Origin of the sequence: Microtetraspora niveoalba (assembly GCF_001570405.1) — a bacterium.
Lineage (GTDB): Bacteria > Actinomycetota > Actinomycetes > Streptosporangiales > Streptosporangiaceae > Microtetraspora > Microtetraspora niveoalba.
This window is the reverse complement of sequence record NZ_BBYM01000010.1, coordinates 160,636-180,180: the sequence shown is the minus strand read 5'-3', so window position 1 is coordinate 180,180 and position 19,545 is coordinate 160,636. Positions and strand designations below refer to the sequence as shown.

At 69.5% G+C, this 19,545-nt stretch carries 19 protein-coding genes; 6 read left to right on the top strand and 13 right to left on the bottom strand.

From position 1 onward, the window contains the following. Positions 1-34: 34 nt before the first annotated feature. Positions 35-1,420: a replicative DNA helicase gene (gene dnaB / locus AWQ70_RS11005; RefSeq protein WP_373282313.1), complete on the bottom strand. Its 1,386-nt coding sequence runs from the start codon at positions 1,418-1,420 to the stop codon at positions 35-37. A gap of 326 nt (positions 1,421-1,746) precedes the next feature. Between dnaB and AWQ70_RS11000 the strand changes: the two genes are divergently transcribed. After that, entirely contained in the window at positions 1,747-3,069 is a 1,323-nt protein-coding gene (locus tag AWQ70_RS11000; RefSeq protein ID WP_067173838.1) for an MATE family efflux transporter, read from the top strand. Positions 3,070-3,078: 9 nt separating this feature from the next. On the opposite strand, the gene AWQ70_RS10995 is transcribed toward AWQ70_RS11000, so the two are convergent. The 7 genes from AWQ70_RS10995 to rpsF all read right to left on the bottom strand — a co-directional run bounded on the left by AWQ70_RS10995 (position 3,079) and on the right by rpsF (position 7,413). Beyond that, on the bottom strand, positions 3,079-3,822 hold the full coding sequence (locus AWQ70_RS10995; protein ID WP_067173835.1) for an amino acid ABC transporter ATP-binding protein: 744 nt from the start codon (positions 3,820-3,822) through the stop codon (positions 3,079-3,081). Then, positions 3,822-4,682, bottom strand: a complete 861-nt coding sequence (locus tag AWQ70_RS10990) for an amino acid ABC transporter permease (RefSeq protein ID WP_067173832.1) — start codon at positions 4,680-4,682, stop codon at positions 3,822-3,824. The genes AWQ70_RS10995 and AWQ70_RS10990 overlap by 1 nt, the downstream gene beginning before the upstream one ends. Continuing rightward, the gene (locus AWQ70_RS10985) at positions 4,679-5,557 is read right to left on the bottom strand and encodes an ABC transporter substrate-binding protein (protein ID WP_067173830.1); all 879 of its coding nucleotides are present in this window, start codon (positions 5,555-5,557) and stop codon (positions 4,679-4,681) included. Before AWQ70_RS10985 ends, AWQ70_RS10990 begins: the two co-directional genes overlap by 4 nt. 156 nt (positions 5,558-5,713) lie before the next feature. Next, positions 5,714-6,160 (bottom strand): 50S ribosomal protein L9, encoded by a 447-nt coding sequence (gene rplI, locus AWQ70_RS10980; RefSeq protein WP_067173828.1) that lies wholly within the window; start codon positions 6,158-6,160, stop codon positions 5,714-5,716. Positions 6,161-6,177: 17 nt separating this feature from the next. Continuing rightward, positions 6,178-6,414 (bottom strand): 30S ribosomal protein S18, encoded by a 237-nt coding sequence (gene rpsR, locus AWQ70_RS10975; RefSeq protein WP_061256131.1) that lies wholly within the window; start codon positions 6,412-6,414, stop codon positions 6,178-6,180. 85 nt (positions 6,415-6,499) lie between these two features. Then, positions 6,500-7,027 carry a single-stranded DNA-binding protein gene (locus tag AWQ70_RS10970; protein ID WP_067173823.1) on the bottom strand — a complete coding sequence of 176 codons (528 nt, stop codon included), beginning with the start codon at positions 7,025-7,027 and terminating at the stop codon, positions 6,500-6,502. Between the two features lie 95 nt (positions 7,028-7,122). Continuing rightward, the gene (gene rpsF, locus AWQ70_RS10965) at positions 7,123-7,413 is read right to left on the bottom strand and encodes a 30S ribosomal protein S6 (protein WP_067173821.1); all 291 of its coding nucleotides are present in this window, start codon (positions 7,411-7,413) and stop codon (positions 7,123-7,125) included. Between the two features lie 181 nt (positions 7,414-7,594). Here rpsF and AWQ70_RS10960 point away from each other — a divergent pair, with 181 nt between their 5' ends. Beyond that, positions 7,595-7,906: a hypothetical protein gene (locus tag AWQ70_RS10960; RefSeq protein WP_067173996.1), complete on the top strand. Its 312-nt coding sequence runs from the start codon at positions 7,595-7,597 to the stop codon at positions 7,904-7,906. 65 nt (positions 7,907-7,971) lie between these two features. On the opposite strand, the gene AWQ70_RS39820 is transcribed toward AWQ70_RS10960, so the two are convergent. Next, the gene (locus AWQ70_RS39820) at positions 7,972-8,148 is read right to left on the bottom strand and encodes a hypothetical protein (protein WP_169808649.1); all 177 of its coding nucleotides are present in this window, start codon (positions 8,146-8,148) and stop codon (positions 7,972-7,974) included. Positions 8,149-8,380: 232 nt separating this feature from the next. Here AWQ70_RS39820 and AWQ70_RS10955 point away from each other — a divergent pair, with 232 nt between their 5' ends. Next, the gene (locus AWQ70_RS10955) at positions 8,381-9,175 is read left to right on the top strand and encodes a deoxyribonuclease IV (protein WP_067173819.1); all 795 of its coding nucleotides are present in this window, start codon (positions 8,381-8,383) and stop codon (positions 9,173-9,175) included. A 78-nt stretch (positions 9,176-9,253) separates the two neighbouring features. On the opposite strand, the gene AWQ70_RS10950 is transcribed toward AWQ70_RS10955, so the two are convergent. The 3 genes from AWQ70_RS10950 to AWQ70_RS10940 all read right to left on the bottom strand — a co-directional run bounded on the left by AWQ70_RS10950 (position 9,254) and on the right by AWQ70_RS10940 (position 14,665). Continuing rightward, complete coding sequence (locus AWQ70_RS10950; protein ID WP_157529997.1) at positions 9,254-10,537, bottom strand: glycosyltransferase family 87 protein; 1,284 nt, start codon at positions 10,535-10,537, stop codon at positions 9,254-9,256. A gap of 4 nt (positions 10,538-10,541) precedes the next feature. Beyond that, positions 10,542-11,870, bottom strand: coding sequence for a glycosyltransferase family 87 protein (locus tag AWQ70_RS10945; RefSeq protein ID WP_067173812.1), 1,329 nt, complete (start codon positions 11,868-11,870; stop codon positions 10,542-10,544). Between the two features lie 299 nt (positions 11,871-12,169). Continuing rightward, positions 12,170-14,665, bottom strand: a complete 2,496-nt coding sequence (locus tag AWQ70_RS10940; RefSeq protein WP_067173810.1) for a transglycosylase domain-containing protein — start codon at positions 14,663-14,665, stop codon at positions 12,170-12,172. Between the two features lie 955 nt (positions 14,666-15,620). On the opposite strand from AWQ70_RS10940, the gene AWQ70_RS10935 reads away from it, so the two are divergent. Next, positions 15,621-16,256 (top strand): PadR family transcriptional regulator, encoded by a 636-nt coding sequence (locus AWQ70_RS10935; RefSeq protein WP_218004491.1) that lies wholly within the window; start codon positions 15,621-15,623, stop codon positions 16,254-16,256. Between the two features lie 13 nt (positions 16,257-16,269). Further along, complete coding sequence (locus AWQ70_RS10930; protein WP_067173803.1) at positions 16,270-17,349, top strand: inositol-3-phosphate synthase; 1,080 nt, start codon at positions 16,270-16,272, stop codon at positions 17,347-17,349. Positions 17,350-17,439: 90 nt separating this feature from the next. Here the strand turns inward: AWQ70_RS10930 and idi are convergent, their stop codons facing one another. Continuing rightward, entirely contained in the window at positions 17,440-18,021 is a 582-nt protein-coding gene (gene idi / locus AWQ70_RS10925; RefSeq protein WP_067173800.1) for an isopentenyl-diphosphate Delta-isomerase, read from the bottom strand. A 181-nt stretch (positions 18,022-18,202) separates the two neighbouring features. Between idi and AWQ70_RS10920 the strand changes: the two genes are divergently transcribed. Beyond that, positions 18,203-19,504: an MFS transporter gene (locus AWQ70_RS10920; RefSeq protein ID WP_067173798.1), complete on the top strand. Its 1,302-nt coding sequence runs from the start codon at positions 18,203-18,205 to the stop codon at positions 19,502-19,504. Positions 19,505-19,545: the final 41 nt, after the last annotated feature.

Here is a 19,545-nt window from a genome sequence, read left to right as displayed (position 1 = left end):
CGGGCCCGGCCCGCGCCGGTGACCGGGGCCGCGATCAGTGCGTGGCCATGTCGACGAAGCGGCTGTAGTGGCCCTGGAAGGCCACGGTGACCGTCGCCGTGGGGCCGTTACGGTGCTTGGCCACGATCAGGTCGGCCTCGCCCGCCCTCGGCGACTCCCGCTCGTACGCGTCCTCCCGGTGCAGCAGGATGACCATGTCGGCGTCCTGCTCGATCGACCCACTTTCCCGCAGGTCGGAGACCTGGGGACGTTTGTCGGTGCGTTGCTCGGGACCGCGGTTGAGCTGCGAGATCGCGATCACGGGCACTTCGAGCTCCTTCGCGAGGAGCTTGAGCGACCGGGACAACTCCGAGACCTCCTGCTGGCGGCTCTCGGTCCGCTTGGGAGAGCTCATGAGCTGGAGGTAGTCGACGATGACGAAGCGCAGGTCGTTGCGCTGTTTGAGGCGGCGACACTTGGCCCGGATCTCCATCATCGACATGTTCGGCGAGTCGTCGATGAACAGCGGCGCCTCGGCCACCTCGCCCATGCGGCGGGCCATCCGCGTCCAGTCGTCGTCGCTCATCAGGCCGGAGCGCATGGTGTGCAGCGCGACCCTCGCCTCCGCCGAGAGCAGTCGCATCGTGATCTCGTTACGCGACATTTCCAGCGAGAAGATGACCGTCGTCATGCCGTGCTTGATAGCGGCGGATCTCGCGAAATCCAGCCCCAATGTGGACTTTCCGATCGCGGGACGGGCGGCGACGACGATCATCTGGCCGGGGTGCAGGCCGTTGGTCAGGGCGTCGAGATCCTGGAAGCCGGTGGGGACGCCGACCATCTGGCCGCCGCGGCTGCCGATGGCCTCGATCTCGTCGAGGGCGCCGGGCATGATCTCCGACAGCGGCAGGTAGTCCTCGGAGGTGCGCCGCTCCGTCACCTTGTAGATCTCGGCCTGCGCCCGGTCGACCAGGTCGTCGACCTCCTCGCCCTGCCCGCCGTACCCGTAGGACACGATGCGCGTGCCGGCCTCGATCAGCCGGCGCAGGACGGCCTGCTCCCGCACGATCTTGGCGTAGTAACCCGCGTTGGCGGCCGTGGGCACGACCGCGGTCAGCGTGTGGAGGTACGGAGCGCCTCCGACCCGGCCCAGCTCGCCGCGCTTCTGCAGGTCGTCGAGGATCGTGATCGAGTCGGCGGGCTCGCCCCTGCCGTAGAGGTCGGTGATGACGTCGTAGATGATCTGGTGCGCGGGGCGGTAGAAGTCGTCCCCGCGCAGGACCTCGACCACGTCGGCGACCGCGTCCTTCGACAACATCATGCCGCCGAGAACCGACTGCTCGGCCTCGATGTTGTGCGGGGGAGTCCGCTCGAATGTGGCGTCGGAACCCCCCGGGCCCCCGGGGCCGCCCGGCCCCCCCGGGAAATCAAGCACGCTCACCTACACACCCCCCAACACCGCAACCCCAGTTGTAATCCGCCGGTCTGACAGTCTCGCGGCTGCCGCAGCCTAGCGGCAACGCGCCCTGTGGAGCGGCCTGTGGATAACTTGTGCACTTCTACCGTCGAGGTGTGCACACCCTGGGGACGAGCCTGGGGATAACTCTGTGGCCATCGCCACGGAAACCGCTGTGAGCAGCGGAAACGTTATCCCAGGGCTGTGGAGGAAAGAAAGTCCACAGATTGCCGAGACCGGATGGGCATGACAGCGCCACCGGCCCCCGTCCGCGCCCCCGAGCAGCCGAATGTAACTGGCAAAATACCCTTATGCCACTGACAGCGGACACCGGACGACGAGGCGGGACCGGGGCGGGCAACAGGGAGATCCTCCGGCTCGCCGTGCCCGCGTTCGGGGCCCTCGTCGCCGAGCCGCTGTTCCTGCTGACCGACTCCGTCATCGTCGGACGGCTCCCCGATCCGGCGCTCGGCGCCCTCGGCGTGGCGAGCGCCGCCCTCTCCGCGATCGTCGGCCTGTGCGTCTTCCTCGCGTACGGCACGACCGCCGCGGTGGCCCGGCAGATCGGGGCGGGCGACCCGCGCCGGGCGATGCGGCAGGGCATGGACGGGATGTGGCTGGCGGCGGCGGTGGGCGTCGCCGTCATCGCCGTCTGCTGGCCGCTCGCCCCCGGCATCGTGGACCTCTTCGGCGCCTCCGACCGGCTGGCCGAGCTGGCGACCACCTACCTGCGGGTCAGCCTGCTCGGCACCCCCGCGCTGCTCCTCGTGCTCGCCGGTACGGGCGTGCTGCGCGGCCTGCAGGACACGGTGACCCCCCTCGCGGTCTCGGTGGGCTCCTTCCTGCTGAACGGCGTGCTGAACGCGTGGTTCGTCCTCGGGCTCGGCTGGGGCGTCGCCGGGTCCGCCTGGGGCACGGTCATCGCCCAGGCGCTCGGCGCGGCCGTCTACCTCGTCATGGTCGTCAAGGGGGCGCGGCGGCACGGCGTCCCGCTGCGGCCCGACCTCGCCGGCATCAGGGCCGCGGGCACGGCCGGGATCGCCCTGGTCATCCGTACGGCGTGCCTGCAGATCGTGCTGCTGATCGCCACGGCGCTGGCGACCCGGATGGGCGACGCGCAGATCTCCGCGCACACGATCGCCATCCGGATCTGGACGTTCCTCGCGTTCGCCCTGGACGCCATCGCCATCGCGGGGCAGGCGATCACCGGCCGCACGCTGGGCGCGGGCGACACGGCGGGTACGCGGTCGGCCACCCGCCGCATGGTGGTGTGGGGTGTGGCATGCGGTGTCGCGTTCGGCCTGGCCGTGCTCGCGCTGCGCCCGCTGATCCCGGCGGTGTTCGACAGCCCCGCCGCGGTGTCCGACCACCTGGAGGAGGTGCTGTGGCTCGTGGCGCTGTTCCAGCCGGTCGCCGGCGTCGTGTTCGTGCTCGACGGCGTGCTGATCGGCGCGGGCGACCAGCGCTACCTCGCCTGGGCCGGGCTGGTCACCACCCTCGCCTATCTGCCGTTCGCCCTGGTCGCGGGCAGCCTCGTCGCACTGTGGGCGGCCTTCGGCGTCTGGATGATGGCCAGGATGGTCACCCTCTCCCTCCGTGCGTACGGCACGGCCTGGCTGGTCACCGGCGGGTGACCGGCGCCCTCAGAGCCGTCCGGCGTCCAGCACGCGCTGGAGGAACTCGCGGGTGCGCGGATGCTCGGGGTCGGAGAAGATCTGCTCGGGAGAGCCGCGTTCGAGCAGGACCCCGCCGTCGAGGAAGCAGACGGTGTCGGAGATGTCCCTGGCGAAGCTCATCTCGTGGGTGGCGAGGATCATCGTCATCCCGGCGTCCTTGAGCTCGCGGATGATGCTCAGCACCTCGGTGACGAGGATCGGGTCGAGCGCGGAGGTCACCTCGTCGAGCAGCAGCAGCCGGGGCTGGGTGGCGATGGCCCGGATGACGGCCACCCGCTGCTGCTGGCCGCCGGAGAGGCGGTCGGGGTACTCCCCCGCCTTGTCCGCGAGGCCGAACCGGGCGAGCAGCTCCCTCGCCTGCTCCTCGGCCCGGTCCCGGGGCGTCCCGTGCACCTTGCGCGGAGCCAGGGTGATGTTGTCCAGCACGGTCATGTGCGGGAAGAGGTTGTAGGACTGGAAGACCATGCCGATCCGTTTGCGGACCTCGTCCACGTCGGCCCGGACGTCGGTGATCTCGTCGCCGTCCAGGTGGATGGCGCCGTCGTCGATCGTCTCCAGCAGGTTGACGCAGCGCAGCAGCGTGGACTTGCCGGAGCCGGAGGCGCCGATCAGGCAGACCACCTCGTGCGGCGCGACGTCCAGGTCGATGCCGCGCAGCACGCTCTGGTGGCGGTAGTTCTTCCACACGCCCTCGATGCGCAGGAGCGTCATCAGGCACCTCCGGGACCGCGACGACGGGCGGCGCGCGCCGACAGATAGTCGGTGAACCGCGCCATCGGGATCGTGAGCACGATGAACAGCAGCGCCGCCACGAGATAGGGCGTGTAGTTGAACTTGCTCGCGGCGTAGATCTGCGCCTGCCGCAGCGCCTCGATCACGCCGATGGTGGAGACCAGCGCGGTGTCCTTCTGCAGGGAGACGAAGTCGTTGAGCAGCGGCGGGATCACCCGGCGCACGGCCTGCGGGAGCACGACGTGGCGCATCGCCTGCCCGTGGGACAACCCGAGCGAGCGCGCCGCGGCGATCTGGCTCGGGTGCACCGTGTCGATGCCCGCGCGGAACACCTCCGCGACGTACGCGCCGTACGCGAGGACGAGCGCGACCACCCCGAGGGTGATCTCGTCGGACGGCACGCCGGTGAGCTGGAGCGCGGGCAGGCCGAACCCGACGAGCATGATGACGAGCAGCGTCGGGACCCCGCGGAACACGTCGGTGTAGACGACGGCCAGGACCCGCAGCGGGAAGAAGACCGGCGCCCGCAATCCCCGCGCCAGGGCGACCAGCAGCCCGACGACCAGGATGATCGGCTCCGCGATCAGAAAGATCTTGACGTTGATCCAGAAACCCTGGAGCACGTCGGGGAGCGCCCGGGTGAACCACTCGGGATCGAAGAACGTCTCCCGGACCCGCGGCCATCCCGGCGAACTCGTCACCAGGACGCCCACCAGGACCAGGAAGACGATGGTGGACGCCGTGGCGACGGAACTGGAGCGGATCGCCTGCCCGCGGCGGACCCGCTCCCTCTCCAACTGCCGCGCGCTCTTCGCGGGCGGCGTCACCCCATCCGTCACTTCATCTCCGGCGCGCCGGCGGCCGCGCTCAGCCACTGCTGCTCGATCTGGGCGAGCTCACCCGAGGACTTGAGCGCGCCGATGGCCTCGTTGACGCAGGACACCAGGGCGTTGCCCTTCTGGAAGACCAGGCCGAACTCCTCGGGAGTGCCGCCGGTCGCCGCGAACTGGCCCACGATCTTGGAGTTCTCCACCTGGGCGGCGGTGACGTAGAACGCGGTCGGCAGGTCCACGACGATGGCGTCGACCTGCTTGTTCTTGAGGGCGTTCACGGCGTCCACCTGCTGGGTGTAGACCTTGGCCTCCTTGGCCGGCTGGACCACGCTCTTGACCGCGTCCAGCGCCGTGGTGCCGACCTGCACGCCGATCGTGGCGTCCTTGAGGTCGGCCAGCCCGGTCGCCGAGGCGTACTTGCCGCCATTCAGGGTGACGACGCCCTGCTTGACCGTGTAGTAGCCCTCGCTGAAGTCGACGACCTTGGCCCGGTCGGGGGTGATGGAGACCTGGTTGAGGTCGAAATCGAACTTCTTGTCCCCCGGCGCGTACGCGCTGTCGAAGGGCACGGTCGTCCAGGCGACCTCGTCCTTGGTGAAGCCGAGCTTGCCGGCCACGGCGTAGGCGACCGCGCTCTCGAAGCCCTCGCCGTTCGCCGGGTCGTCGTCCTTGAACCACGGCTCGTACGCGGGCTTGTCCGTGCCGACGGTCAGCTTGCCGGGGGTGACCAGTTTGAGCTGGTCCTTGGTGCAGCTCGCCGCGGCGGCGGGGCTGCCGGAGGCGGCGTTCCCGGACGGCTGCGCGGTGTCGTTGGCCGGTGCGCACGCGACCGCCGCCGTCGTGAGGACGCCGAGCGCCAGCAACAGCGAGGGACGGTGCATTTCAGCCTCCATGGGTAAAACTCACGCGTAAGCCGCGTTTAGGACGGGCTAGATACTATCGGCCGTTCATTTCAGGCCAGTGAAGGTACGGCCCGGGTACGGCGAAGGGCCCCTCCCGATGACGGGAAGGGCCCTCCTGACGGTCGTGAGCGCCGGTCAGCCGGCGACGACCTCGACGTCCAGGTTCGCGGACACCTCGGGGTGCAGCTTGACGCTGACCCGGTGCGACCCGACGCTCTTGATCGCGTTGCCGATCTCGATGCGGCGACGGTCGAGCTGCGGACCGCCGGCGGCGGCCACGGCGTCGGCGATGTCACCGGTGGTGACCGAGCCGAAGAGGCGACCGGCCTCGCCGGCGCGCGTCTTCAGGACCACCTTGAGGGCGCCGAGCTGGCCGGCGACCTCCTTGGCCGTGCCCAGGTCGCGGATCTCGCGGGCCGAGCGGGCCTTCTTGATCGAGGCGATCTGCGACTCGGCGCCGCGGGTCCACCGGATCGCGAAGCCGCGGGGGATGAGGTAGTTGCGGCCGTAGCCGTCCTTAACCTCGACCACGTCGCCGGGGGTGCCGAGGCCGGAGACCTCAGTCGTGAGAATGAGCTTCATGTCCTGAGACTCCTTCCTTAGCGCGCGGTGCTCGTGTACGGCAGCAGGGCCATCTCACGAGCGTTCTTGATAGCGGTGGCCACGTCGCGCTGGTGCTGGGTGCAGTTGCCCGTCACCCGGCGAGCACGGATCTTGCCGCGGTCGGAGATGAACTTCCGCAGCAGCGCCGTGTCCTTGTAGTCGACGTAGGAGATCTTGTCGTGGCAGAACAGGCAAACCTTCTTCTTCGGCTTGCGCAGTGCCGGCTTCGCCATCGTGGTGCTCCTTTCAGAGCCCCGCATGATGCGGGAATGGTCGCTCGGATACGTATTCGTGTGGTGCTGTCACCCCGAGGGGTGACTAGAAAGGCGGTTCGTCGCTGAAGTCGCCGCCGCCGAAGCCGCCGCCGCCGCCCCCCTGGCCGTAGCCGCCACCGCCGCCGCTCGGAGGAGCGGGCGTGGCCGACGCCCAGGGGTCGTTCGCCGGGCCGCCGCCGAACCCACCGCCGCCGCCGCCCTGCCGGGCGGTCTTGTTCACCTTGGCGGTGGCGTTGCGCAGCGACGGGCCGACCTCGTCGACCTCGACCTCGTAGACCGTGCGCTTCTCGCCTTCCTTGGTCTCGTACGACCGTTGGCGCAGCCGTCCCTGCACGATGACCCGCATGCCGCGCTGCAGGCTCTCGGCGACGTTCTCCGCCGCCTGCCGCCACACGTTGCAGGTCAGGAACAGGCCTTCGCCGTCCTTCCACTCGTTGGTCTGGCGGTCCAGGAACCGCGGAGTGGATGCGATGCGGAACCGGGCCACCGCCTGCCCCGTCGGGGTGAAGCGCAGCTCGGGGTCGTCGACAAGGTTGCCGACGATGGTGATCGTGGTGTCGCCTGCTGCCATCGGTCGCTTTCGCCTTCCTATCCCGTCAGCTCAGCCGTCAAGGGCTCAGAGTACGACCACGGCCCGACAAAAGAGCCGGGCTCGGCCGTTCGCACTCAGTGAAGCTCGGGACGGATGACCTTGGTGCGGAGAATGCCCTCGTTCAGGTTGAGCTGGCGGTCCAGCTCCTTGACCGTGGCGGGCTCCGCGGTCAGGTCGACCACGGCGTAGATGCCCTCGGACTTCTTGGCGATGTCGTAGGACAGCCGGCGGCGGCCCCAGACGTCGACCTTCTCCACGGTGCCGCCGTCGCCCCGGACGACGCCCAGGAACTGGTCGAGCGAGGGCTGCACGGTGCGCTCATCGAGGGACGGGTCGAGGATGACCATCAGCTCGTAACGACGCATGCGGAATCCAACCTCCTCTGGACTCTTGCGGTCACGACGCCTTGCCGTGACAGGAGGACGCTGTGGGCAGCGCGGGGAAATCCACCCCACGCGTATCGAACACAGCCGATTCAGGCTACCAGGACCCTGGCCGTACGCGGCCCTGGCGAGGGAAACTGAGCAGCATGAGGGGGTGACGCAGATGCCGAACGTTCTTGGACGCCTCAGACGGCCGCCCTACCGGTTCACCCTGAACACGGACGGCAGGCCGCACACTCTGGAGAACGCCCTGGCGGTCAGCACCCTGGTCGTCGGACTCCTGGCGATCGTCACCGGGTTCGTCGTCGGTCTCCACCCGGTCGCCTCGTGGGTGGGCACCATCGGGTTCTGCGGCGGGCTCTACGCGCAGTACGTCTCCGTGACGACCCCGCAGCGCAGCATCATCATCATCGGGATCGTCGCCTCGTTCGTGGGGGCCGCGCTCGGGATCGCGCACGGAGGCTACCTCCCATGACGCCGGGCCCGTAGCCGAACCCGTGACCGGAGCGTACCCGGCGGGCGGGCCGCCCGGTCCGGCGGTCAGCGGGCCAGGTGCAGGTCCACGCCCAGCAGGACGAGGACCCAGAGGAAGACGGCCAGCAGCGCCTGGGCGAGCTGACGCAGCACGCCGGGCGTCAGATAGTGGTGCACCCAGGCGACGTAGACGCCGACGACGATGTAGATCACCAGGATGACGCGCAACAGTCGGGGGGTCATGTCGCCTCCTCGTGCGTCGGCGCGCGCCGCGCCGTCAAAAGAGCGCTTCCCGGTCAAGTCCCCTTGAAACGCTCTTTGCCGATGGCTTAGGGTTCGCCCTTCACCGTCGGGACGCGTTCCGGCGGGACCGTCTAGTGTCGGTACGGCACGCCCCACGCGCGGCACGGCACCGGCGCCTGCGGGTGTGCGGCATCTTCCACACGCTTCCCCGACCCACGGAGGTAGGACGACGATGGGCAGTGGTCAGGACGTACGCCTCCCGCGCATCGGCGCGCACGTCGACCAGGACGACCCGCTCGCCCACGCGGCGGCGCGCGACGCCGACGTCGTGCAGTTCTTCCTCGGCGACCCGCAGGGGTGGAAGGGCCCGGTCCTGCCGGAGAGCGCCGACGCGATCAAGGAGTCGGAGGTGGACGTCTACGTCCACGCGCCCTACGTGATCAACGTGGCCACGGCGAACAACCGGATCCGCATCCCGAGCCGCAAGCTCCTGGAGGGCCACCTCAAGGCGGCCGCCTCCATCGGCGCGAAGGGCCTGATCGTCCACGGCGGCCACGTCAACAAGGACGACGACCCGCAGATCGGGTTCGACAACTGGCGCAAGGTGTTCGAGCGGATGGACTGCCCGATCCCCGTGCTGATCGAGAACACGGCGGGCGGCGGCAACGCGATGGCGCGCAAGCTCGATCGGATCGCCAGGCTCTGGGACGCGGTCACCTCGGGTGCGCGGGACGCGTCGATGATCGGCTTCTGCCTGGACACCTGTCACGCGCACGCGGGCGGCGAGGACCTCGCCGACGTCGTGGACCGGGTGAAGGCGATCACCGGCCGCATCGACCTGGTCCACTGCAACGACTCGCGCGACGCCTTCGACTCCGGCGCGGACCGGCACGCCAACCTGGGCGCGGGCCAGATCGACGCCGAGCGCATCCTCGCGGTCTGCCGCCAGGCCGAAGCGCCGATCGTGGTGGAGACGCCGTTCGAGGGCCAGGCCGACGACATCGCCTTCCTGCGCAAGCACCTCTGACGTCCACCGGTTCTCCACAGTGTCCACAGCCTGTGGATAACTTCTCTGGATTACGGCCGGATCAGAACGGGTAGGGACTTACGCCGTGCGCATCCCGGGACCGCGCGAGGCCGCACCGTCCCCGGGATCGCCGATATCCTCGCCGGGCTCGGCGTCCTCTCCGCGCTCGTCCGACTCTCCGTGCCCGGCCGCGCGCGGCCGGCGGGTGCTGCGCCAGAGCTGGACGAACGACACGACGGCCGCCGCGAGGAAGACGAGATTGCGCGCGACCAGGACCAGCGTGCCCGGCAGCCGGCCGCTCCAGCTGTAGTCCTCCTCCACCCAGGGGTACATGATCCCGGTCAGCAGGGTCGCGGCGAGGACGAGCCAGGCGGCGGGCCGTTGCCGGGTCCGCGCCGCGAGCACCACCGCAGCGACGCCCAGCAGCCAGACCAGGTACTGCGGCGACAACACCCTGCTGGTCACCACCAGGAACAACACCGTGGTCAGCGCCGCGTCGAAGTACGTGTTCTCGGTCGGCGCGGCGCGGAACCACCACACCAGGAGCAGGACGAACGCGGCCGGCGTCGCGGCGACGCTCACCAGGGTCGCGCTCTCGACGCCGGGACCGACGAGCTCCATCGCACCGTGCTGGTACGTCGTGAACCCGCCCCACCACCCCAGCGCGCGGGCCAGCGCGAACGGCGTGGCCGCCAGCGACTCGATCTGGAGCCCCCGATCCTGCTGAGCGGTGAGGAAGTCGAGCGCGTGCGGCAGGACCAGGGTGGCCACGCCGCAGCCGAGCACCACGACCACCAGGGACGAGGCGCCGCCGGTGAGCAGCTCGCGCCAGCGGCGCAGCCCGGCGAGCAACGCGACCGGCCACACCTTGATCGCCAACCCAAACCCGATCAGCGCTCCCCGCACCGCCGCGTCCGTCGAGAGCGTGAGCGCGAGGACCGCGACCAGGGTCACCATCAGGTCGTACCGGGAGATCAGCAGCGGCCCGAGCAGGGCCGCTCCGACGGTCCACCCCCACACGCCGGCACGGCTCCCGCCGGTCTTGGCGGTGAACCGGCACAGCAGCAGCAGGATCGCCAGGTCGCACACCAGCGCGACCGCGTAGAAGCTGATCCGGTAGCTCCACGGCAGCAGGTGCGGCGCGAGCATGGGCAGCGCGGCGTAGGGCGGGTACTGCCACTTGTCGTCCCCGGCGGGGAACTCCCCGCCGAGAAGGATCTGGGCCCAGTTGCCGTAGAGCGTGACGTCGCCCTCGAACGACCCCTCGTGCCCGACCGGGATGACCTGCGTCGCGGCGAGGAAGAGCACCGCGCGCGTGATCAGCCAGACGGGCAGCACCTGCCAGGGAAACCGGTGTCGCACCCTCTCAGGCTTCCACGGCCGCCACGTCGGCCTTCGGCCGGGGCGTGAGCGTGAACCGGTCCTCGGCCCCGTCGAACACGCCGCCGGACGGGTCGTCGGCCCCGCCCGCGCGGACGGCGTCCACCTCCGGCCGCAGGATGTCCCGTACGACCAGGGCCATCAGGACGACGATCGTGATCGCCCGGGCCCACACCGCGAGGAAGTACGAGGTGTCCCCGATGCCGAGGTTCACCCCGTCCGGGTACTGGGCGGTGAGATAGAGCCAGATCGCGAAGAAGTACCAGCACTCGGCGATCTGCCAGGCGACGAGTGCGCCCCACTTCGGCCGGGCCAGTACGGCGAACGGCAGCAGCCAGAGCACGTACTGCGGCGACCACACCTTGTTCGTCACCATGAAGGCCGCGAGCGCGAGGAAGCAGAGCTGCATCAGCCGGGGCCGGCGCGGCGCCGCCACGGCGAGCACCGCGATCCCCAGGAGCAGCACGGCGAGCGCGGCCATGGCCATCGTGTTCAGCGACCCGGTGTCGGCGAGGAAGCCCCAGTCCTTGCGCTGGAAGAAGAACCACAGGCCGCCCCAGTCGGCGCCGCGCTCGCTGCTGAAGGAGTAGAACCGCTTCCACCCCTCGAAGTTGATCAGCATGACCGGGACGTTGGCGACCAGCCAGGTCCCCGCCGCGGCGACCGCCATGCGGAAGAACGGGACCCACTTCCCGGTGCGGGCGGTGAGCAGGAACAGCGCGCCGAAGAACATCAGCGGATAGAACTTCGTGGCCACCGACAGCGAGAGCAGGACTCCGGCGAGCACGTGCCGGTCCCGCGACCAGGCGAGCAGCCCGCCCAGGGCGAGCGCCCCGGCCGCCAGGTCCCAGTTGATGTACGCGCAGAGGATGACCGCGGGGCCGACGGCGTACCAGAGGGCGTCCCAGGGGCGGGCGGGCCCGGCCAGGGCCGCCATGATCAGCACCCCGGCGACCAGGGACGCGCCCATGAGGATGACGGTGATGTCGTAGAACGCGACGCCGTCGCCGCCGGCCAGGCGCCGGGCGAACTCCATGATCGCGCCGATGCCGACGGGATATTCGACCGGATAGTCGACGTAGGGGATCTTCCCCTCGTTCAGGTGCTCGGCCCACCACAGCGGATAGATGTCGGTGTAGCAGAAGTTCGTGTACTGCCCGAGACCGCCGTTCCACGCGCCCCCGAACCGGCACGGCCATTTCCACAGGAAGGCGAGCACCGCGCCGAGACCGGCGAGGAGCCCGAGCGGCAGGTAGGGCACCGCCCTCTGCGCGACCGCGCCGAGCGGGCCAGGAGCGTTCGTGGTCCGAGTCATCACGCGCCTATCGATCACTTTTCGGGAAACGGTGTGCGGAGGCGTACGGGCGGGCCCGCCGATCGTCGATCAGCTTTTCAGCAGCGGCGCCGTACGCACAATAAGCCAAGAACGGCGCGACGGCTTTTCTCCGTGTTCGCCCGGCGCCTCTCGTACGCGGGGTTCCTCGCGTTCCCGGCGTTCTCCGCGTTCGCCGCGGCGAATTCACGGCGGTTCTCGCTGAATCTTTCATGCGGTTTCTCCGTTTCCGGAAAAGGCGAAGCCCCCGCGCGTGCGGGACGCGCGGGGGCTCGCGGGCACTACATGCCGGTGCTCGACGTGGTCCTCCTGCCGGACGGCCCGGGCGAGGGCGCCGGGGCCACGGCCGGGCCCTGGCCGAAGCCGTCGCCGCCGTCGCCCCACGGGTCCTCCTCACCGCCGCTGTCGCCGCCCGGGTCCAGGTCGCCCGTGCCGTTGCAGGAGAGGTCCATGGGGTCGCAGTCGGTCGTGTCGTCCGGTGGGAACCCGCCGTCCGGCGGGAACTCCTCGCCCTCGGGGGTGGCCGACGGGCTCGGCGACGGGCTCGGCACGATGTTCTCCGGCTGGCCCATCCCGGACTTGGCCGGGAACTGCTCGGCCTTCTCGTCCTTCATCGCCTCGAGCATGAACGCGCGCCAGATGCTGGTGGGCGGACCGGCTCCCTCGAAGCCGAGCGAGACCTCCTTGGCGGTGGAGTACGGGTTGTTCTCGCCGTACTTGGGCTCCTTGCCCAGGGGGCAGGTCAGCCCCTTGAGCGGGACGAGCTTCCCGCTCTTGGTGTAGCACTGCTCGCGGTACATCCCGACCGCGGTGACGAGCTGCGGGGTGTAGCCGACGAACCAGGCTTCCTTCTCGTCGTTGTTCGTGCCGGTCTTGCCCGCGGCGGGACGGCCGATGCCCTTGCCTCTGGCCGTACCGGACTTGAGCACCTCCTCCATCGCCACGGTGGCGTCCGCCGCCGCCTCGGCGCTGATCACCTGCTTGACCGTCGCCTGCTCGGGCATGACGACGAGGTTGCCCTGCTTGACCTCCTTGACCACGTGGTAGTCCACGTGCTTTCCGGCGTTGGCGAAGATCGAGTACCCGGCGGCCTGCTCGACCGGGGTCACCAGGGCGCTGCCGATGGTGAACAGGTACTTGTGGTCCTCGACGTCCTTGTCCATCCAGTACTTGCTGAGACCGGCGTCGATGGCGATCTGCTTCACCGCGGCGAGCTGGCCGATCGTGCCGCTCTTCTCGTCCAGCGTGTACCCCATGGAGGCGAAGGCGGTGTTGACCGACTGCGCGGTGGCCTTGATCAGGTCGATGGCCTGGCCCACGTTGTGGCTGTTCTTGATCGGCGTCGTGCCGGGCAGCTTCTCCGGCTTGGTGACGTTGCCGGGCACGAGGCTGCCGAGGCTGTAGCCCGCGTCCAGCCAGGCGGCCAGCACGTACGGCTTGAAGGCGGAGGCGGCCTGCTTCCTGGAGTCGAACGCCTCGTTCCAGTTGTCGGTCACGTAGTCGTCGCCGCCGTAGAAGGCGAGCACCCGGCCGTTGCGCGGGTCTACCGCGGCGAGCCCGGCGTGGTACTCCTTCGACATGCCGTTGGCCTTGGTGACGTCCTTCACGGTCTTCTTGGCCGCGAGCATCAGCCGCTTGTCGAAGGTGGTGATGATCTTGTAGCCGTTGCTGCGGACCATGTCCGGCGAGATGCCGCGATCCTTCAGCTCCTCCATGGCCTGGACGATCATGTAGCCCTTGAGCCCGCCGTAGACGTTCTTGTCGTCGTCCTTCGCGAGCTTGGGGAACTTCTTGGTGTCGACGAGCTTCGGCAGACCGTCGACGACCTGCACGCCGTACTTCGCCGGGAGCCCGCCGTACTTGGCCGGGTCGAGCTTGGCCATGCCGTCGATGGCGTACGCGAAGCGCTCCCGCGTGAGGGCGAAGTTCTTCTTCTTCTCCTCCACGTCGAACCGGCTGGGGCTCTGGATGCGGCCGGCGAGGTAGGCGGCCTGGCCCTCGTCCAGCTCCCAGACGTGCTTCTTGAAGAAGGCCCGGGCCGCCGCCTCGATCCCGTTGGCGCCCCGGCCGAAGGGGACCGTGTTGAGGTACTGCAGGAGGATCTCGTCCTTGGACTTCTCCTTGTTGAGCTTGATCGCGACGAAGATCTCCTTGATCTTGCGCTGCGCGCTGACCTCCCTGCTCAGGCCGTCGTAGTAGTTCCTGGCCATCTGCTGGGTGATCGTCGAGGCGCCCTGGACCTGCTCGCCGGTGACGGTCATGTAGACCGACCGCATCAGGCCGCTGAAGGAGATGCCGGAGTCCTCGCGGAAGCTGCGGTTCTCCGCGGCGATCACCGCGTCCTGCACGTGCATGGGGATCTTCTTGATGTCATCGATGTTCACTCGCGACTGGCCGATGCGGCCGATGGCCGTCTTGCCGTCGCGGTAGTAGAACACGCTGCCCTCGGCCGTGGCGTCCGCCTGCTTCCCGGTCGGCACCGGAGTGTTCGCGTACGCGACGGCGATCATGCCGAAGACGCCGGCCACCAGGATGGTGAACCCGGCCACGAGGATCTTCCAGCTGGGGATGAACCGCTTCCAGCCGGTGCGCCGCGGCTTCCCGTCGTCATCGTCGTCGTCGAAGTCGCGCGGGTCCCGCGGGCCCCGCCCGCCGGGTCCGCGCCCTCCCGGGCCTTCGGGGCCGCGACCGCCCCGGCGGCGCCGGCCGTCCGGGGGCATCGCCTGGGTCTCCTCGCCGTCGGCGCGGCGGCGCGGCTCGCCCGAAGGCGCGCCCATGACCTGTGTCCGGTCGCCGCCCGGCCTGCCGCCGCGCTGCGGTCCCCCCGGCCCCCCCGGACCACCGGGGCCGTCCGGCCGTCCACGTCCGCCGAGGCCGTCCGGGCGGGGCAGGCGCTGGGTGCGCTGGTCCTGCCCGCCGGGCCCGCCGGGACCGTTCCTACGCGGATCCGGTCCCGGGCGCGGCGGCTGGACGGGCGGCATGCCCTGTGTGTCCTCGAAGGCCGCCTCGCTGCGACGCGGGGCGCCCGGACGTCCGCCTGGTGGGCCCTGGGGGGCACGGCCGTACTGATCACCGGGCGCGGCGTCCGCGCGACGGCGGCGCCCAGGGCGGGCTGATCCACCGGAGCCCGAGGGACCCTCGGGACGGCCGGTCGGCTCCGGTCCATAGTTGCTGTTGGTCACGCGTCCTCGTTCAGTCATCAGGGGAAAGTCGCCGACGTCGGGCCGGCGGGCGGGCGGCTCGTCTCCTCACGAACTGAGGAGACCACCCCGAACCTGAGGATCGCCGCCCGTATCGACGACGGTCGCGGCGTGCCTGTGGTTCCAGCCCCAACCATGGCAGACCCGAACCACATGGACGGGAAGTTCTCCTCATTCCCGGGGAGTCGCGGGAGGGAATGGCGCGGCTTTTACCCTGGCCGCCCGATTGTTCGCCGTGATCACCGACATTTGGCGTGATCTTGCTCACATCGGCGACAAAGGGTGAAGGAACGGGGTACCGCCCGCAGGTTGGGGAAGCGCGCGATTCCATGCGGGCATCGCGGACCGGCGAGTACGCCGTCCGCTTGGCGCGTCCAGGAGACCAGGACGTCCAGTCTGACCGCATGTGACACAGATTACGGCTCTTTACCGGATCGTGCCCCGCCGTTGACACGTTGCACGGTATGCCAGGCGGACGTATCCTGCGGATGTATCGGTTCGATACATCTGCGAGATACAAGGAGGTGTTCCGGTGACCGGCCCGCGTGGTGGAATGCTGGAGCTCGCCGTCCTTGGCTCGCTACACGAAACCCCCCTGCATGGGTACGAGCTGCGGAAACGGCTCAACACCCTGCTCGGGATGTTCCGCGCGTTCTCGTACGGCTCGCTGTACCCCTGTCTCAGGGCCCTGCTCAACGACGGTCTGATCACCGAAGAGGAGCCGCCGGCGGACACCGTCATCGGCCGCAGGTCGAAGATCGTGTACAAGCTGACCGCCGAGGGCAAGGAACGGCTGCACGAGCTGCTCACCCAGTCGGGCCCCTCCTCCTGGGAGGACGAGAGCTTCGGCATCCGCTTCGCCTTCTTCCGCCACACCGAGGCGGAGGTGCGCCTGCGCATCCTGGAAGGCCGCCGCAGCCGGCTGGAAGAGCGCCTGGACAGCGTCCGTACGGCTCTCGCCCGGACGAGGGAGCGGCTCGACAGCTACACGCTGGAGCTCCAGCGCCACGGGCTCGAATCGGTCGAGCGCGAGGTCAGGTGGCTGAACGAGCTGATCGACTCCGAACGGCGCGGCACCACGGCCCGTGAGGACCCGAGCACGACAGAACGACCGCATGCCGTACAGGACGGAACCAAGAGGGCGGATATGCCCGAGGCAGATGAGTAAAGGAGCGAGTGCGATGGGTTCGGTACGCGTAGCCATCGTGGGTGTGGGGAACTGTGCCGCGTCGCTGGTGCAGGGTGTCCACTACTACAAGGACGCCGACCCGGCCAGCCGAGTGCCGGGCCTGATGCACGTGAAGTTCGGCGACTATCACGTCGGCGACGTCGAGTTCGTGGCCGCTTTCGACGTGGACGCCAAGAAGGTCGGCCGGGACCTGTCGGAGGCGATCGTGGCCTCCGAGAACAACACCATCAAGATCTGCGACGTGCCGCCCCTCGGCGTCACCGTGCAGCGCGGGCACACCTTCGACGGTCTCGGCGAGTACTACCGCGAGATCATCGAGGAGTCCGACGAGCGGCCGGTCGACGTCGTGCAGGCCCTCAAGGACGCGAAGGTCGACGTCCTGGTCTCCTACCTGCCCGTCGGCTCCGAGGAGGCCGACCGGTTCTACGCCCAGTGCGCCATCGACGCCAAGGTGGCGTTCGTGAACGCGCTGCCGGTCTTCATCGCCTCCGACCCCGAGTGGGCGGCCAAGTTCACCGAGGCGGGCGTGCCGATCGTCGGCGACGACATCAAGTCCCAGGTGGGCGCCACCATCACCCACCGCGTGATGGCCAAGCTGTTCGAGGACCGCGGGGTCGAGCTGCTGCGCACGTACCAGCTCAACTTCGGCGGCAACATGGACTTCATGAACATGCTGGAGCGCAAGCGGCTCCAGTCCAAGAAGATCTCCAAGACCCAGTCGGTCACCTCGCAGATCCCGCACGAGATGTCCAAGGCCGACGTCCACATCGGCCCGTCCGACCACGTGCCGTGGCTCGACGACCGCAAGTGGGCCTACGTGCGCCTGGAGGGCCGCTCCTTCGGCGACACCCCGCTCAACCTGGAGTACAAGCTGGAGGTCTGGGACTCTCCGAACTCCGCGGGCATCATCATCGACGCGGTCCGCGCCGCCAAGATCGCGCTGGACCGGGGCATCGGCGGCCCGCTGCTGTCGCCGTCGTCCTACTTCATGAAGTCGCCGCCGGAGCAGTACTCCGACGACGACGCCCGCGAGGCCGTCGAGCGGTTCATCCGCGGCGAGGCCGACCGCTGACCCGGCGCCGTCGACCAGCCGTACCGGGCGCCCCGGCTCTTCGGAGAGCCGGGGCGTTTTCCGTGTTCCGCAGAGAGTCCCGCCGAGAGCTCACCGCACGGCGGCGGGCAGCGCGGCCGGGTCGCCGGCGGGCCACGCCAGCGGGTCGGGGCCCAGCGCCACGAGCTGCGGCACCTGCTCCCGCGCCCAGGGCGAGATGTCCAGCTCGCCGCTGAGCACCGTGTCGGCGAACTGCTTCCACGGCATCCACCGCACCGCGTCGACCTCGTCGGCGTTGGGTGCCGGCTCCTCCGAGACGACCACCCGGTAGACGGGGCACAGCTCGTTCTCGACCGTCCCGTTGTCCATGACCGCCCGGTACGCGAACCGGGGCAGCAGGAGATCGACGCTCTCGACGACGAGCCCGAGTTCGTACCTCAGCCGCCTGATCACCGCGTCGGGAAGCGCCTCGCCCGGCAGCGGATGCCCGCAGCAACTGTTCGTCCACTGCGCCGGCCAGGTCTGCTTGTGCCCGGCCCTCTGGGAGAGCAGCAGCCGTCCCTCGTGGTCGAAGACGTAGCTGGAGAACGCCATGTGCAGCGGCGTGTCGGTGCCGTGCACCTCTGCCTTCGGCGCCGTGCCCACGGGGTTTCCCTCGCCGTCGACCAGCACGACATGTTCGTCATTGGTCACACGACCGAGGTTACGGTGTCCGCCCGCGGAAACCTCGCGAACAGCCGTTATCGCTCCACGAGCCCCCTTCCCACATGACCCGATTTCCCGACAAAAGGGAAATTAGTGATGAATGTTTTCAGGGATGGTTCAGGGATGATCCGGATACGCCGGTCCGGCCGCCCCACGTAGGCTGTCCCGCGTGTCCTACGTCTCAGATCTGCGCGTTGTCCTGCGGGGGCGGGACTTCAGGCGGCTCTTCGGAACCCGCCTGGTGTCGCAGTTCTCCGACGGGATCTTCCAGGCCGCCGTCGCCGGCTTCGCCTTCTTCAGCCCGGAGAAGCAGGCCACCGCGGCGGAGATCGCCGCGGGCATGGCCGTGCTGTTCCTGCCGTACAGCCTGCTCGGGCCGTTCGTCGGGGTGTTCATCGACCGGTGGTCACGCCGGCAGATCCTGGTCGTCGCGCCCGTCGTCCGGGGCACGCTGCTGCTCCTGACCGCGGCCCTGCTGGCAGGCGGCGCCTCGGAAGCGGTCTTCTACACCGCGGCGCTCGCCGTGCTCGGCGTCAACCGCTTCTTCCTCGCCGCACTCGGGGCGTCGCTCCCCCACGTCGTACCGGCCGAGCGACTCATGATCGCCAACTCGGTCACCCCCACCTCGGGCACCGTACTGACCTTCGTCGGCGCGGGCATCGGGCTGCTGCTCCGCTTCGGGCTCGGCCCGCACACCGGCGGCACCGTCGTCCTGCTCGCCGTCTCGGGCCTGGCCTTCGGCTTCAGCGCGCTGATCGCGCGCACGATGCCGCGCGAGCTGCTCGGCCCGCCGTACGACCCGGACCGGCCGCGGGCGAGCGAGGTGATCCGGGACGTCCTCGTGGGGCTCGCGAACGGCACGCGGCACATCCTCTCGCGCCGCCCGGCGGCGGCCGCGCTCGGCGCCATGGCCACCCACCGCCTGCTGTACGGCATGTCCATCGCGCTGGTGGTCATGCTGTACCGGTACTACTTCACGACGGACGCCGAAGTGGCGCTCAAGGGCATCACGCTCGTGGTGGCGACCTCGGGTGCGGGGTTCTTCGTCGCCGCGCTGATCACGCCGTGGGGGGCCGAGCGGTTCGGCATCGAGAACTGGGTGCCGGCCATGCTGGCGGGCTGCGGAGTGCTGGAGCTGGTGCTCTGCCTGCCGTTCCAGCAGTGGGGGTTCCTGGTCGCCGGGTTCATGCTCGGCGTGGGCGGCCAGAGCGTCAAGATCTGCGCCGACACGGTCGTGCAGCGGGACATCGACGACGTCTATCTCGGCCGGGTGTTCTCGATCTACGACATGCTCTTCAACGGCTCGACCGTGCTCGGCGCGGTGATCGCGGCGACGATCCTCCCGCCGAACGGCCGGTCCTACGCCGCTCTGTGCGTCATCGCCGGCGCGTACGTGCTGGGGGCGTTCGGATACCGCCTGCTCGTCCCCTCGGCCCGCACCGCCCCCGTCGAGACGTCGAAGAGCGCCTGAGGCTGCCGCAGGCGCCCTCCGGGGCGTCAGGCACGAGGCGT